Annotated in this window: 11 protein-coding genes; 5 read left to right on the top strand and 6 right to left on the bottom strand. The window is 40.3% G+C overall.

Annotated features, from left to right (window positions below):
* Positions 1-14: 14 nt before the first annotated feature.
* The 6 genes from EHO58_RS07735 to EHO58_RS07710 form a co-directional block, all read right to left on the bottom strand.
* Positions 15-953, bottom strand: a complete 939-nt coding sequence (locus EHO58_RS07735) for a fumarylacetoacetate hydrolase family protein (protein ID WP_135679542.1) — start codon at positions 951-953, stop codon at positions 15-17.
* 3 nt (positions 954-956) lie between these two features.
* Positions 957-3,245: an ankyrin repeat domain-containing protein gene (locus EHO58_RS07730; protein ID WP_135679541.1), complete on the bottom strand. Its 2,289-nt coding sequence runs from the start codon at positions 3,243-3,245 to the stop codon at positions 957-959.
* Between the two features lie 4 nt (positions 3,246-3,249).
* The gene (locus EHO58_RS07725) at positions 3,250-3,762 is read right to left on the bottom strand and encodes a TlpA family protein disulfide reductase (RefSeq protein ID WP_135679540.1); all 513 of its coding nucleotides are present in this window, start codon (positions 3,760-3,762) and stop codon (positions 3,250-3,252) included.
* A 115-nt stretch (positions 3,763-3,877) separates the two neighbouring features.
* On the bottom strand, positions 3,878-4,312 hold the full coding sequence (locus EHO58_RS07720) for a hypothetical protein (protein WP_207797578.1): 435 nt from the start codon (positions 4,310-4,312) through the stop codon (positions 3,878-3,880).
* 55 nt (positions 4,313-4,367) lie between these two features.
* On the bottom strand, positions 4,368-5,633 hold the full coding sequence (locus EHO58_RS07715) for an acetyl-CoA acetyltransferase (protein ID WP_135628092.1): 1,266 nt from the start codon (positions 5,631-5,633) through the stop codon (positions 4,368-4,370).
* 18 nt (positions 5,634-5,651) lie between these two features.
* Positions 5,652-6,962, bottom strand: a complete 1,311-nt coding sequence (locus EHO58_RS07710; RefSeq protein WP_135679539.1) for a 3-hydroxyacyl-CoA dehydrogenase family protein — start codon at positions 6,960-6,962, stop codon at positions 5,652-5,654.
* 401 nt (positions 6,963-7,363) lie between these two features.
* Here EHO58_RS07710 and amt point away from each other — a divergent pair, with 401 nt between their 5' ends.
* The 5 genes from amt to EHO58_RS19875 all read left to right on the top strand — a co-directional run bounded on the left by amt (position 7,364) and on the right by EHO58_RS19875 (position 14,312).
* Positions 7,364-9,463, top strand: coding sequence for an ammonium transporter (gene amt, locus EHO58_RS07705; protein WP_135679538.1), 2,100 nt, complete (start codon positions 7,364-7,366; stop codon positions 9,461-9,463).
* 90 nt (positions 9,464-9,553) lie between these two features.
* A complete protein-coding gene (locus tag EHO58_RS19660; RefSeq protein ID WP_208728737.1) occupies positions 9,554-9,877 on the top strand; it encodes a hypothetical protein in 324 nt (107 codons plus the stop codon).
* The gene (locus EHO58_RS07695; RefSeq protein ID WP_135679537.1) at positions 9,878-11,041 is read left to right on the top strand and encodes an RlpA-like double-psi beta-barrel domain-containing protein; all 1,164 of its coding nucleotides are present in this window, start codon (positions 9,878-9,880) and stop codon (positions 11,039-11,041) included.
* Between the two features lie 115 nt (positions 11,042-11,156).
* A complete protein-coding gene (locus EHO58_RS07690) occupies positions 11,157-12,914 on the top strand; it encodes a hypothetical protein (RefSeq protein WP_135628096.1) in 1,758 nt (585 codons plus the stop codon).
* A gap of 6 nt (positions 12,915-12,920) precedes the next feature.
* On the top strand, positions 12,921-14,312 hold the full coding sequence (locus tag EHO58_RS19875) for a cytochrome-c peroxidase (RefSeq protein WP_135679536.1): 1,392 nt from the start codon (positions 12,921-12,923) through the stop codon (positions 14,310-14,312).
* Position 14,313 lies beyond the last annotated feature (1 nt).

Below are 14,313 nucleotides of genomic sequence, written 5' to 3'. Positions count from 1 at the left end.
AGAGAAGTGTAAAATTATTTTTCTTCTCTGATCTTTAATATCATCTTTCCTAAATCCAAACTTCCATCTTCCGTTTTAAGTTCTGCTTCGATCGTATCTCCGATCTTGAGGTATTTAGGACTTGAGAGTTGTTTTTTAACAAAAATTTTCATAAGCTTCTTTTCAGAAAAAAGAAAGGAGGCGATTCTTTTTACGAATCCACCCGGTGCATTCAATGCGACTCCGGAAGGGGTCCCGGTGAGAACGATATCTCCCGGATGAAGATCCATAATTTCCGAAAGTTCCGTTAAAGTTTCGTCCGGAGGAAAGATCATTTTTTCTAAGGTGGAATTTTGCCTTAATTCCCCGTTTACCTTTAGAGAAATCCTTAATTTCGGGATTTTACTAATATCTTCTTTTTCCACAAGTTGAACGAAAGGCCCTATAGGGCAGAAGGTTCTATAACTTTTTCCTTTGAACCATTGTCCTTGAGGAATTTGTATATCTCTTGCAGATACATCGTTTGCTAGAGAGATTGCCCCCACATATTCGTGAAGATTCTCTTTTGTGATTATCGTTTTTTTGAGGATTTCTTTCTTTAATATCAGTACCATCTCAGCTTCGTAATCCAGAAGTTTAACGAAAGAAGGTTTGATAATATCTCCTATTGCGCTGGTCAAACTGGAAGAAGCCTTAGTGAAAAAAAGATTATAATCCTTATCCTTAGGATTCATTCCGGTTTCTATGATATGTTGTGCGTAATTTTTTCCTTGGCAGACAATATTACAAGGAGAAGTGATCGGCGAAAGAATTTCAACTTTCGAGATTTCGATCGGGTTTCCGTTAGTTTCGGGAGACTTTCCTTTTAAATTTAAGAAATCTATAATATGATTTCCCTGTACTGGAATAAGATGATTGTCTTGAACGATTCCCCAAAGGGTTTTATTTTCGAAATGAAATCTACAAATACGCATATTCTACTCCACGCAATTAACCTGGCATTCGGCCCCTGCTTTTTTCAGGATCTTCACTATATTCGGGTTTTCATATCGATTTTTTTGGACCGCCCAATCCATTGGGGTCCAGCCAATATTATCCTTTTCATTTACTCTTGCGCCTGCCTGGATCAAAAGTTTTAAGGATTCAGGATCTCCACTTTCTGCGGCCTTATGAACAGGAGTCCATCCCTCGTCATTCTTTAGGTTCAGATCGGATCCTCTTTGCAAAAGTAATCTTGTGATATCAGGAAATTGAACGGCTAAATGTAAAGGAGTCATCCCATCATTTCGAGTTACATTTGGGTCAGCGCCGGATCTTAAAAACAAAGCACTTAGTTCGTAAAATCCATGGAGAACCGCTCTATGTAGAGGTGTTTCTCCTTCTCCGTTTTTGGAATTTAATTCTGCTCCGATCTGTAAAAGAAAGGAAGATACTTCATAATATCCAAAACCTGCGGACTTATGCAAAGGGGTATTGTCTAAATAATCTTTTGTATTTGGGTCCGAGCCTCTTAATACAAATCGATTGATATCATCTATTTTTCTTTGGCGAACCGATTCGAAAAAATCCGAATCTAAACTTGAATTGGTTTTAATGGAATTTCTTAAAATTTTCAGGGAGTCAGGGCTGATTAAGATCGTATCACTTTCCGCTAATCTTTGTGCCGCGTTTTTACCCGAGTCGGAATTTATAGAATTCGGATTTGCTCCTAATTTAATACAGGTATCCACCTGTGTTCTGGATTTTTTATCAATCCCTTCATGAAGAAGAAGGTTCGCAGTTTCTTGGTCGAATAAGTTTTTACCGACCTGGGGAGCTGCCTTGGTCCGGAAATGATTGAAATACTTGATCTGATCTTCCGAGACAAATTCGGATCTCGCTAAAATTTCAAGGATCTGTTTGAAACCTTCTCCTATCTTCTCAATATAATTTTTTTGACGATCCGGATCCGATTCTAATGCTTCTGCAAGGAATGATTTCTCCAAATTTTGATATAACCCGGAAAGTTTACTTTGTAGATAAGATCTTCCTGTAGTTTCGGAAGTTAAGATCTTTCTTTCTACTCTTGATTTTAATGCGGAAGATTCCGGTCCGGATCTTAATTTGATAAGTTCACTTCGAACGGATCTATAATTCAAGATGGCTCCGGTAAAATCGAAATCGGCATAAAGTCTATCTCCTTCTTTCTCTTGGAGTCCGAAGATCAGAAAATTCAGTTTTTCGATTCGATCATCTAATGCTTTTTCAAATTCAGATAATCTAAAGGAAGAAGGTGTTTTGGTGGTATATTCTTTCTTTAGATCCCTATATTGTTCGTTTAATTTTTTCAAAGAGGAAATTTCTCCCCCTTTCTGAGCGGATAAGTCCATTTCGGAAAACTTATCCTTATATATTAGAAAATAAGAATTAGATATTTTGCCTCGGATATTTTTTAGATAGTCCGACATTTCCGTTTTGGATCTGTCCGAAAGTCTTTGTTCTAGAGCGTTTAAAGTATCCACATATTCCGGGATGGATTTTTCATAGAGTTTTTCTTTTACTAGATCATCCGCTTTGGAAAGTTTCGGCCGGATAGTTTCAATAAAACTTTTAGCACCTTGGTCTTCTATTTTGAAATTTAGAACATTGATCTCTCCGGTTTTATCGTCTTGGACCTTAAAACTGGGAAATTCCACCTTCTCCACTGCTCCCGGAAACGCGGCTGCAAAATTGATCGCATATCTTGGATCGATTAATTTACGCCCCGCTTCCGAAGAATAATAATCGATTTGATATTCCGGAAATTCCAGATCGAAGGAAGTTTTGATCGTATAAGTTAATGCAACCGAATCTCTTTTTTGAGATCTCAAATTGATCTTATAACCTTTGTTCGAAGGAAAGATAGTGCCGGAAATCAACTCATCAGCGTCGATTGCATCTGCGATCTGTTTCATACAGATCTCATCGCTACAATTCAACTTTTGATTTAACTCTACTTGTTTTAAAAGTGCAGCCAATGAATCATCATCGGCGATATTGAATTTTCCTTCAAAGTTTTTTAATATAGAATTGATGATCCCGTTCCTGAATCTGCTTTCTAAATATTTTGGGACTCCATTCTCTAATTTGATTTTATGAATATAGATTTTCTGGACTGAGTTTTCTTTGGAGAAAAGTTCAGGGCCGGAGAGAAGGAAAATTAAAAAGATACAAGCAATTTTTAAAAAAGCGCCTCTTGTTGGAATTCCAACATTGCGAGTCCAAGGCTTTGCAGAAAAATTTTTCAAAGGATTATCTCCTATTTTCCAGAACGGAAATCATTTTGGACCAGTTTTCTTTGGTATATCCGTATTCTTTGAATAGGACATTTTTCTTTTGGATCACCATGGTTGTGGGAGTTCCTGGGAATTCTAAAATTCTCATGCTTGTTTGTAGGCTATCGAAGTATAAAGAAGTTTGTTTTTTGATACCTAATTCGTTCGCTAATTTTGAAACGGAATTTGGATCATCTCCCACAAAAACGATCCAAAGATGTAGTTTCATTTTTGGATGAGAAACATTCCATTTTTTAGAATACTCTATTAGATTCGGGACTTCTTCTTTGCAAGGAGGGCAGTCTGAACTTGTGAAATTTAGAATGACCAGATCTTCGTTCGGGACTTGGCTAAGTTCTTGGTATAATGTTTTTCTTTCTAGATCCAATGAATATAACGGAATGTTTTGGATCTCGTTTTGGTCTTTTGGGCCTGCGGAAAGACCTACAAAAGTAAATAATGAGATTAGAGCCCAAAGGATCGTTTTCATACAAAAACCGAAAAGGTTTCCCTTTTGGAAATTGGACCCGGGTTGGATTCAATTTACTCCCAGAGTTTTTGGATTTGGGCGAAGTTCCGGAAATTCAGAACGGATTTGGGGTCAGTTAATCTTCTTCGCTTGTGAATGTAAAAACGAAAGAAGCTAATATGCTTAGAACGGATTGGTAGAATACCCAAAGCCAAATCAGTTTTACAGGAAAGGCTCCCGTGAATTGGGAAATTGCTAAAGCAGGAGCTACAAATGCAGCGATTGAAAAACAAATACCTGTAAGTAGTCCGCCTAAAAGCCCGTAAGGTAATGCCGGTCTAACAAGAGATGCTAATATTCCGATGAAGAATACTTCTAAGATATCTGCAACGATAGGTCCGATCCAAAATACTTGGGACATAGGAACGAAAAAGTTCTTTAAGTTTGGATCAAAATAAAAAGTGGAGAATAATAAAGTTCGAAGGGAAACAGAGGCTACTTCCCAAATTCCAAGAGCTACGAAAAACCTAAGTAAGAATTGATTCCAATCTTTTGCCGTGCGTAAACCCATATAAACGAAAAGCCCGGGGATACCGGGCTTTTCCATTCTTTTTTGTAGAAAGAATTTATTTTCCGACTACGAACACGTAATTGGTGGTTGCTGATCCGCCAATATTGAGCATCAGTCCGTTTTTAGCGCCTTCTACTTGGTAATCACCTGCAGTTCCGGTAACTTGTTTGTAAATGTCTAACATCATTCTAACACCGGAAGCCCCCACTGGGTGTCCCGCTCCGATAAGTCCACCGGATGGGTTGATCGGTTTTTTACCATGGAAGTCGATCACTCCGTCTTCGATTGCTTCGTGTTCTTTACCTGGTTGAGTGATCCCGAAAGCGGAGATCGCTGCATACTCGGAAGAAGTGAAACAGTCGTGAGTTTCGAATACATCGATGTCCTTAGTGTTCATTCCGGAACGATCGAATGCGTCTTTAACGGTTTGACGAGTCCAAGGAAGAACCCATTTGTCACCTTTAGATTCTGCAACTTTAGATTCGAAAGTGATCGGAGCAACTCTGTGTCCCCATCCTTTGATTTTAGGATAAGCAGAAAGTTTAGTTCCTTTTTTCTTAGCGAACTCTTCAGCGTAATTCTTGTTAGCAAGAACTACTAACGCAGCGCCGTCAGTCACCTGAGAACAGTCGGTGATCGCAAGGCGTCCACCCACTGCCATATTGAACTCTCCACCTCTTGAATTTGCATGTTCATTGTTCATGAACCAAGAGCGAGTTTGAGCTTTAGGGTTACGTTTTGCGTTTGCGTAATTGATTCTGGAAATTTCCGCAAGAGCTCCCATATAACGTTTTTCATCTAACTTATAACGCTCTAAAAGAACGTCTGCGAGTTTTCCGAAAAGTTTAGGGAATGGGAATTGAACTCCCTTAGCTTCTTTTTCGTAATAAGCTGCGGTTCCTAAGAAGTCTCCTCCAACGGATGAAGAAACTGTCTTCATGATCTCCATACCAACAACGATCGCTACATCATAATCTTTAGCGCGAAGTTTAGTTTGAGCTGCATCAAGAGCAACGGAGCCGGAAGCACAAGCTGCTTCATAACGAGCGCCTGGAACTCCGAAGAAACAAGGATCTACTTCAGTTAAGAAAGCGCCCAAATGTCCTTGGACTGCATATTGTTCCGCGTCGAAGTTTCCGACGAAAACACCAATACGATTTTGTTTGTTTAACTTTTTGATTTCGTCAGGAGTAAGACCAACCTTTTCTAGTCCGTCTTGAACGGCTTCCCTGAACAAGGACATGAAGGTTTTTCCTTCTTTAGTCCAGTTACGTTGGAAGTCTGTTTGCTCTCCGCCGAGTACGTAAACTGCATCTTTCATGTAATCTTTCCTCCCTTATTATCCTTTAAAAAGAGAACGAGCGTCTAAAATATCTTTCAGTTGATAGAAAGGTTTTCCCGCTTTCGCTTTTGCCAATACTTCCGGAACAGGAAGTTTCGCTTTAGTGATTAGACTGATTGTTTCCTTTGGTCCGCCTAAGAAGTCTACGAATGCGGATGCAGGTGCCCAGTTAAATCCGGTTCCCATTGCAAGATCGGTCATTTCTTTGCTGTCCACAACTTCTCCTACAAGAGAGAGTGAGTAGCTTACATAACGAGCGATAAAGTAACGAGCGATATCTGCTTCCAGACCTTTCGCTTCTTTTACGATATTCATTGCGCCGATATAATCAGCTTCGCCGATCCTGCGGTTTGCTTCTTTGATAAAAGGAATATCAAATTTAGGGACCGGAACAAACAGGTCACCTTTGATATCATAATACAATTTTTCCTTTTTACCGTCAGGAGTTTTGGTCATTTTATAAAGACCTTGTCCGGACTTTCTTCCTAAGTCACCTTTATCGATTAACTTTTGGAAATAACCAGGAAGTTTGAATGTAGAATGTGCAGCATCTTTAGTCATCTCATAGAGGTTGTTTACGATTGCTTTGTGAACATCTAAACCAACAAAGTCAGCAGTGTCCAGAGGAGCCATTGCTCTTCCGGTGTATCCGCTCATGATTGCGTCGATAAGTGCGATACCACCTTTGTCGGAGTATTCTTCCGCTTTGATAGCAGCTTCGTTGATCAACTGGAATCCGATCCTGTTACCTGCGAATGCTGGAGTATCATTCGTATAAACTACAGCGCGTCCCAGAGTTTTATCCAGATACTCACCTAGTTTTTTAGTAACTTTCTTATCGTTTCCTGCATGAGTTACTAATTCACAAAGGATCATTTTATACGGAGGGTTGAAGAAGTGAGTTCCGTAATAATGTTTTTTACCGTCTTCGTCGAAAGCATCTGCTAGACGAGCGATAGAAAGACCGGAAGAAACGGTGGATACGATAGTACCCGGTTTACGAGCTTTCGCGATCCTTTTGTTGATCGGTTCTTTTACTTCATAACTTTCTGCAACAAGCTCGAAAACCCAATCGGATTCGGAGACTGCTTTTTCCAGGTCTTGGTCATAAGAACCAGGAATTAATCTAGGACGGATAGTGTCCGTTTTGATGGAAGAAATAGCTTTTTCGATCCCTTCTTTAGCCTTGTTTACGTCACGGGCTAACATATGGACTTTTGCCTTACCGAAGGCTGCTACGATAGCTGCGGATCCGGCGCCCATTGTCCCATTTGCGCCAAGAACGGTTACGGTTTTGATTTCCCTCATGGAATTATACCAACATCTCGGTTTTTTAGAGTTAAGTCCTTGTTTAAAACAGGCTTTTTAGAGGGAAAGGCTTTTTTCTCCTTCGAAGCCCCTGCTTTAGCCGTTATCTATAAGACTTTGTAGAACGGTCGTTACGTTCGAAATAAACACTGTTCTTCAAAAAAATCGAATTTTCTCTCAATTCCTAGGAAGTTTCGGGGTCAGGAGTAGTACTCGTAGTCTCCTCAGCGATTAGAACCCACTCAAGCGGGGGATGGGCATTTGGGGTATTTATCATCCTTCTTTATCAAATTATAATGAGGTTTCCCGCTTGCCTCTTGTTAGATTAGAATAAAATGATTCCGATAATTTACGTTAATAAGCGAAACAGATATCAGGAATCATTCGGGGGAACCTTTTCTATGATCTTAGAAAAGAGCTTATTAGATATACTTTGGGTCTTGGTATGTTCCGGACTGGTGCTAATCATGCAAGGCGGTTTCCTTGTATTAGAATCCGGACTTACTAGAGCCAAGAACTCCATTAACGTTGCCATAAAAAATGTGGCGGACTTTGGGGTAGCCACTCTTCTTTTTTATACGTTCGGATTCGGACTCATGTTCGGTGTCACATGGAATGGTATCGTAGGAACTTCTTTATTTGCTCCTGTGTTTCCGGAAGGTAAAGCTTGGCCTCCGACCTTCTTCTTATTCCAATTAGTGTTCTGCGGAACTTCGGCGACGATAGTCTCTGGAGCAGTTGCAGAAAGATTAAAATTCCATTCTTATTTATTCGCGACCGCTTTGATCTCTGGTGTGATCTATCCGATCGCAGGTCATTGGTGTTGGGGAGGAAGTTTGACGGATGAGAATCATGGCTGGTTGGCTGCAAGAGGATTTCATGATTTTGCAGGTTCTACTTTGGTTCATAGTGTGGGTGGTTGGGTATCACTTTCACTTCTTCTTATCGTAGGAGCAAGGATCGGAAGATTTCCGGAGAATGAACCGCCTAAAACCGTGACCGGAAGTAATTTACCTATGGCGATGTTAGGTGGAATTCTTCTTTGGTTCGGATGGATGGGATTCAATGGGGGAAGCACTCTAGGCTTTAATGAAAAAGTTCCCGGTATCATACTAAACACTATCATCTCTTCCGGATTTTCTCTCATGGTTGCGATGTTGGCTGCGTGGTTGATCAAAGGTTTTCCGGAAGCGACCGCACCTTTGAATGGATCTTTGGCTGGATTAGTAGCCGTCACTGCCGGAGCGGATTGTTTTACTCCAATCCAATCTGCGATCATAGGTAGCATCGCCGGCTCTTTCGTTCTTCCTGCCGAAAAACTTTTAGAAAAACTGAAAATAGACGATGCAGTTGGAGCAATTCCGGTCCATTTGATCGGTGGGATTTGGGGAACGATTGCAGTCGGAATTTTCGGCGATCTGAATTTGATCGGGCATAATGTTACCAGATCCTCTCTTCTTCTCACCCAAATCGTTGGAATACTCGCAGTGGGGGGATTTGCATTCGGACTTTCTTTGCTGATCTTCTACTTAATTAATAAATTTTTCCCTCTCCGGGTGGATGGGGACGAAGAAAGAATGGGTTTAAATATCTCGGAGCATAAGGCAACAACCGAGCTGATCGATCTATTCTTAGCGATGGATTACCAGAGAAAGACCGGGGATCTGGCAGTGGATGTTCCAGTGGAACCATTTACCGAAGTGGGTCAAATTGCAGAACGTTACAATTTGGTTCTTGAAACAGTGCGTTCAACACTCGCAGACAATGAAAAAGCAAGGGTTGAGATTGCTGACGCTTATGAGAAAGTTCGTATCGAGCAGGATAAGGCGGAAAAATTGCTACTGAACATTCTTCCTGACTCTATTGCTCAGGAATTGAAGTCAAACACAGGACTCATCGCCGATAGTTACCCGAATGTTTCTATTCTTTTTGCAGATATAGTAGGATTTACTAGAATTTCTGCAGCAATGAAGCCTGAGTCCGTAGTACGCATCTTAAACGAAGTGTTTTCTCATTTCGATATTCTGGCAGAAAAGTACGGTTTGGAGAAGATTAAGACCATAGGGGACTCGTATATGGCGGTAGGAGGCCTTCCTTTACCGAATGAAGCGCATCCTTTGCTTGTAGCTCATATGGCTTGGGACATGAAGGAACTTCTTTCCAAATTCAAACTTAAGAAAATGGGTACTAAACTGCGCATGAGAATAGGGATTAATACTGGTCCTGTAGTCGCAGGAGTCATCGGAACTAAAAAATTCATCTATGATATCTGGGGAGATGCAGTAAATCTAGCTAGTCGTATGGAATCTCATGGTGTTCCGGGAGAAATTCAGGTCACAGAATCCACTGCAGAACTAATTAAATCAGATTTTGCGTTAACAGAAAGAGGAGAGATCAAGGTGAAAGGAAAAGGTTTAGTCAAAACCTTCTTAATTAGCCATCGACTACGTTCTCCTGAAGAGAGTTTTACCGATCTAGGATACTCATTCAGCGCAACTTAAGATAGAAATGAAACATTATGAAATGTTTTAGATTGCTTTAACGAAAGAAAATGAAAAAAGGTTTTACTCTTTTGGCTCTAAGTCTTACGAGTGGAAATTTACTCTAGGAATAACGGAAAGATTCCCCAGATACAAGGAGTATCTACCATGGTAGCTAAGAAGAAAGCAAAGAAAAAAGCCGCACCTAAGAAGAAAGCGGCAAAGAAGAAAGTAGCGAAAAAAAAGGTCGTTAAAGCCACTAAGAAGAAAGCAGTTAAGAAGAAGTCTGCGCCTAAAAAGAAAGTAGTTAAGAAAAAAGCTGCTCCAAAGAAACCGGCGCCTCGTCCTGCTGCTCCAGTTGCGACCCCAGAGCCTACGCCTGCACCAAGCCTGTTCCCAACTGGCGGTTCCAGCGAAGGAGAGAGCAACATCTAATTGCTCTTTTTTCTGAGAAAACTGGTCCCGCTCCCTTTTGGGAGCGGGATATTACTCTGCCTTCTACTCTTCTCCACATCCCAATTCAGCCAAAACACTCCTCCAGTTTACGCAAAAGTACTCTGCATTAACTCTCCGGAAGGTTGTGAATGTAAGTTTCCTGAAAAAGAATATGGCATCCGAGTATTTCACGGAGAAGCCGTTATTGTAGAAGATCCATTTAATAAGTCCGAAACATCTAAGATACGTCGTTCTAAAGAGTCCTGCATCTATCCAAGGACCAATTTGAAACCTTTGGCATACCAACATACGTTTCGACCCATGCAGACGTCTCTGGATCATTCTCCTAAGCCTTTAGAAAGATTTCTCTCCCAAGATGACCTGGAACGTTTGTCGGAATTCCAACAAGCAAATCTAGGAGCCTATTATCCTACATATTATCATTTAGCATTGGAAGAAGCATTTCCTGGAACGGAAGTAGCCGCGTATTCTCCTTCCGGAAAAGAAATCGGCCGAGCATCCGCTACATTCTTAGAACAAGTACGTTGGGAAGGTTCCGGGATCGCAAAGGATGGGAAGAAGTATCATTTCGCAGGAGAAGGGAAATACGAACTCTATGATTTGGAATGGGGTTGGGGAGCCGGATATAATTACCAAGTGTTTCCATATCGTACCTTGGCGGTGAGTTTTAAGGATCTATGTGAGAAGATCGGGCCCAGAATTTCTTCCTGCAATAAATCCAAAGTGATCGGTACACTGGCTTTTATTTCCAAGATCAAAGAGAAGAAGATCAAAATGCAGAATGGAAAGTACCATGACGGGTACTTCTGCCTAAACGATACAGGATCCCCTTTGTACATTCGAGATGATAGAGTCGATATGTTTGTCGGAGTCCACGGAGGAGGAAGCCCTTACCAACCTCATGAACTTTCCAGAAACCTATTTTTAGATGCGGGAATCCATCCTCTCTATCCTTCCGATTGGAAATTATATAGCTCCGAAAAGGAAAGATTCTGGTGTCCTAAGGAAAAACTTCCTCGAAATCCTTTTTCCCCTTCCGAATCCGAATGCAAATTGGATTATCATGCCCAGGCTCCGGAAAAAGGAATGGAGATGAAGATCTTCTTCCGCAAGGACGGAAGTTTGGTTCGTTGCAGGACTTGATCCTTAATTTCCTTTCGTATAAACAATTTTCTATATTATAAAATCCACCTCATTCGTTTAACAAAACATTCTATCTTGAATTGACAGTCGTTATATAGATAATTATATAGCGAATATGAGTTCTCGCAAACCGGGTCGATCTCTAAAAGTTTATCTTGGACTGATCCTCTTTTTGAGTTCTTATTCGATTTGGTCCTTCGATATAATCACGGAAGATAAAAAGTTATCGGTTCCTTCTAAATTTACGGTAAACGGAGTTCTTTGGGTATCGTATGGATTGAATGATAAAAAGCCTAACGGTGCCCCGGATTATTCGGGACCTAATAGCCAGAGTACCGGTTTTAGGGTCGCAAGGGCATTGGTAAATATCCAAGGAGATATTGAAGAAGGGGAATATAAGGGCTACGGATTCAGGATCACACCTGATGTTTATTCTACTTATTCCCAGGAAGCGAATGGTTGTACGAATTTTGACGGAAGCCAAGTCTGTCAGGGATTTAACGATTATGCATTTAGTTTAAGATTCGCTTATTTTAATATGCCTTTATTTGATCGATTCCTTACTCTAAGGGTCGGACAACAACCCGCTGCAGTTACGATCAGTCCGGTATTCAATTTAACTGAAATGATGGCTCATCGTTATATCGATGGAGATCCGACAGGAAGAATGGGTGCATCCGCCGCATTTCAAAACTTCGGATTTTCCACAGGTGTAGAAAGAGGGATCAGCATTTTTCACAAAGATGAATATTATGGATTTCATTTTATGCTGGGGAACGAATCCACTCATCGTAGAAATAATGCACAAGACCTGGAGATACTAACTGTTACTGGCTCCAGTGATAAATTAAATTCATTAGCAAACGGTTCGGGAGATTCTTACGGACTAGATTTACAAGGGATCTTGAATTTTTTACCGACAGGAGAATCTAAAAAGTTTTTAGCAGGTTTAAGTTCTCCTTTCATTTTCAAAAATATAACAGGCATTGATCGGGACGAAGTAGAATATAATTCCGCGAATTTTGTATGTACTGCTGATTGTCAAAACCATCCTAGAGTTCGGATGTTTAGAGGAGAAAAAAGAGCAAAGCAGGATATCTATTTTGGATTTCAGACTGATCTAGCATATAACGAAGACTCCTTTTCATTTGCATTGGGGGGAGGGCCGTATTATTTTTTAGACAGAAGAGGAAAATCCTCTCTCATCAACGAACAGATCTTATTTCCGGAAGATTTTTTCAACCAAGGATTGGATACCACAATTGCATCGAACGAATTTCGTAAATTGTATGCGACCAATACTCGAGACGAAAGAGATTCTTTGGCGAAGGGTCTTTATTTTTATACTCATGTGAGATATAAAAAATTCGGCGCTTTCCTGATGTATACGACCGGAACGGGAAACGGTATGGGAAGAGCCCAAGATCCTGTGACAGGTGTGATGTCCGCTCCTTCTAATGTTCCTTGGATCGATCAAGTCGTTCGATACGATCTACAAACGGATGGAGTATTAGGAAATGTTAATATCCGAGATATTTTCGATCTAAGAAATCATGTGGATCATGGTAAGGCCAGATTTTATAAAACTGTAGCTTCTTTGAATTATTTCCCAATGGAAAGACTAAAAATTTCCTTGGCTGTGATCCAAATTGTATCCATTGATCAAACGGGAAGACCTACTAGAGTAAATTCTCTGGAAAGGATCAGAGGAGATGAAAGAACAACCGGGATAGAATCTCAAAACGTATCCGATCAATTTTCTCAAGTGGTTTTGACCTCACTTGGATTTCCAAATGGTGTGACTGTAAACGATCTGATGGGAAGACCTTTGGTAGAAACCCAAACTCTAATCGCTACCGAATATATATTTTAGAAAAAGATGAAACGTTTGGGAAATATCAGGAATTATATCATCTTCTTCTTAACTGCTTTTTGTACGGTTTGCAGTCCTAAACTTTCTAGTTCTTCAGATGGATTAGCAGTATTCGCTTTTTTAGATTTGGAAACGGAAGATGATCGATTGAGAAGAGTGCTGGCTTCAAATCAAGTCGGTCCTTTGGATAAACATACTTCTCCTTCTCCGGAAATCTTGAAACTAGGAGAGGCATTATTTTTTGATAAAATACTTTCAGGGAATAAAAACATTTCCTGTGCTACCTGTCATAATCCAGGGCTTGTTTCAGGGGACACACTTGCATTATCGATTGGAGAAGGCGGGGTAGGCTCCGGACAAACTAGAAGTTTGAATACCGGTGTGTTTATTCATAGAAATTCTATGGAATTGCATAATCGCTCTTCACTGGAGTGGAAAAGTTTTTTCTGGGACGGAAGAATATCCATAGATGAAAATTCAAATTTTGTTTCTCCGTCTGGAGTTACTTTACCCTCCGGGCTCAAAAGTTTATTAGCTGCTCAGGCTATGATCCCAGTTCTCTCCAGAACGGAAATGCTCGGTCAAAATGGAAGTAATTCTATCGCTAATATTTCGGATTCAAATCCTCAAGCGATTTGGAACGGTCTATTGCAAAGATTATTGGATATTCCCGGATATGTAGGCTTATTCCAAGATGCGTATCCAGAGTTAGATGTTTCTGAATTAGGTTTTGAAGATGCTGCGAATGCGTTAGGAGATTTTACAGGCCATCTATGGGATACTACGGATTCAAGTAATTGGGATCTTTCTCCTTGGAATCGATATTTAGACGGAGATGATAGCGCTTTAAATAGCAAGGCAAAGTCCGGAGCATTTTTGTTTTATGGAAAGGCAGGTTGTTCTAGATGCCATTCCGGGTCCTTGATGACGGATCAAAAATTTCATAATTTGGCAATTCCACAATTCGGTCCAGGGTTCGGTGCGGATTCTCCTTTAGATAAAGGACGGTCGGGTACGAGCGGAAATACAAACGATAGTTTTGCATTTAGGACACCTTCTTTAAGAGAAGTTTCTTACACTTCTCCTTATTTTCATAACGGTGCTTATACATCATTAAGGGATGTGATCAAACATCATCTAAAGCCCAGGGATTCTCTATTAAATTATGATCCGAATAATATTCCCGTAGATTTAAGGAGTTCTTATTTATCTAGTTCTGCAATAAAGAACGAAATTTTAGCGACTTTAGATCCATTATTAAATATGAATATAGTAATTTCAGAGAATGAAATGGATCAGCTGCTGGAATTTTTAAATTCATTATCTTCTCCCACTACCTTAAGTTTGGGGAATAAAATTCCGGCAACCGTTCCAAGCGGACTTAGTGTCAGCGATTGAG

Source organism: Leptospira selangorensis, assembly GCF_004769405.1.
Taxonomy (GTDB): domain Bacteria; phylum Spirochaetota; class Leptospiria; order Leptospirales; family Leptospiraceae; genus Leptospira_B; species Leptospira_B selangorensis.
The sequence above is the reverse complement of the archived record's forward strand: the minus strand, read 5'-3'. Positions and strand labels throughout refer to the sequence as shown.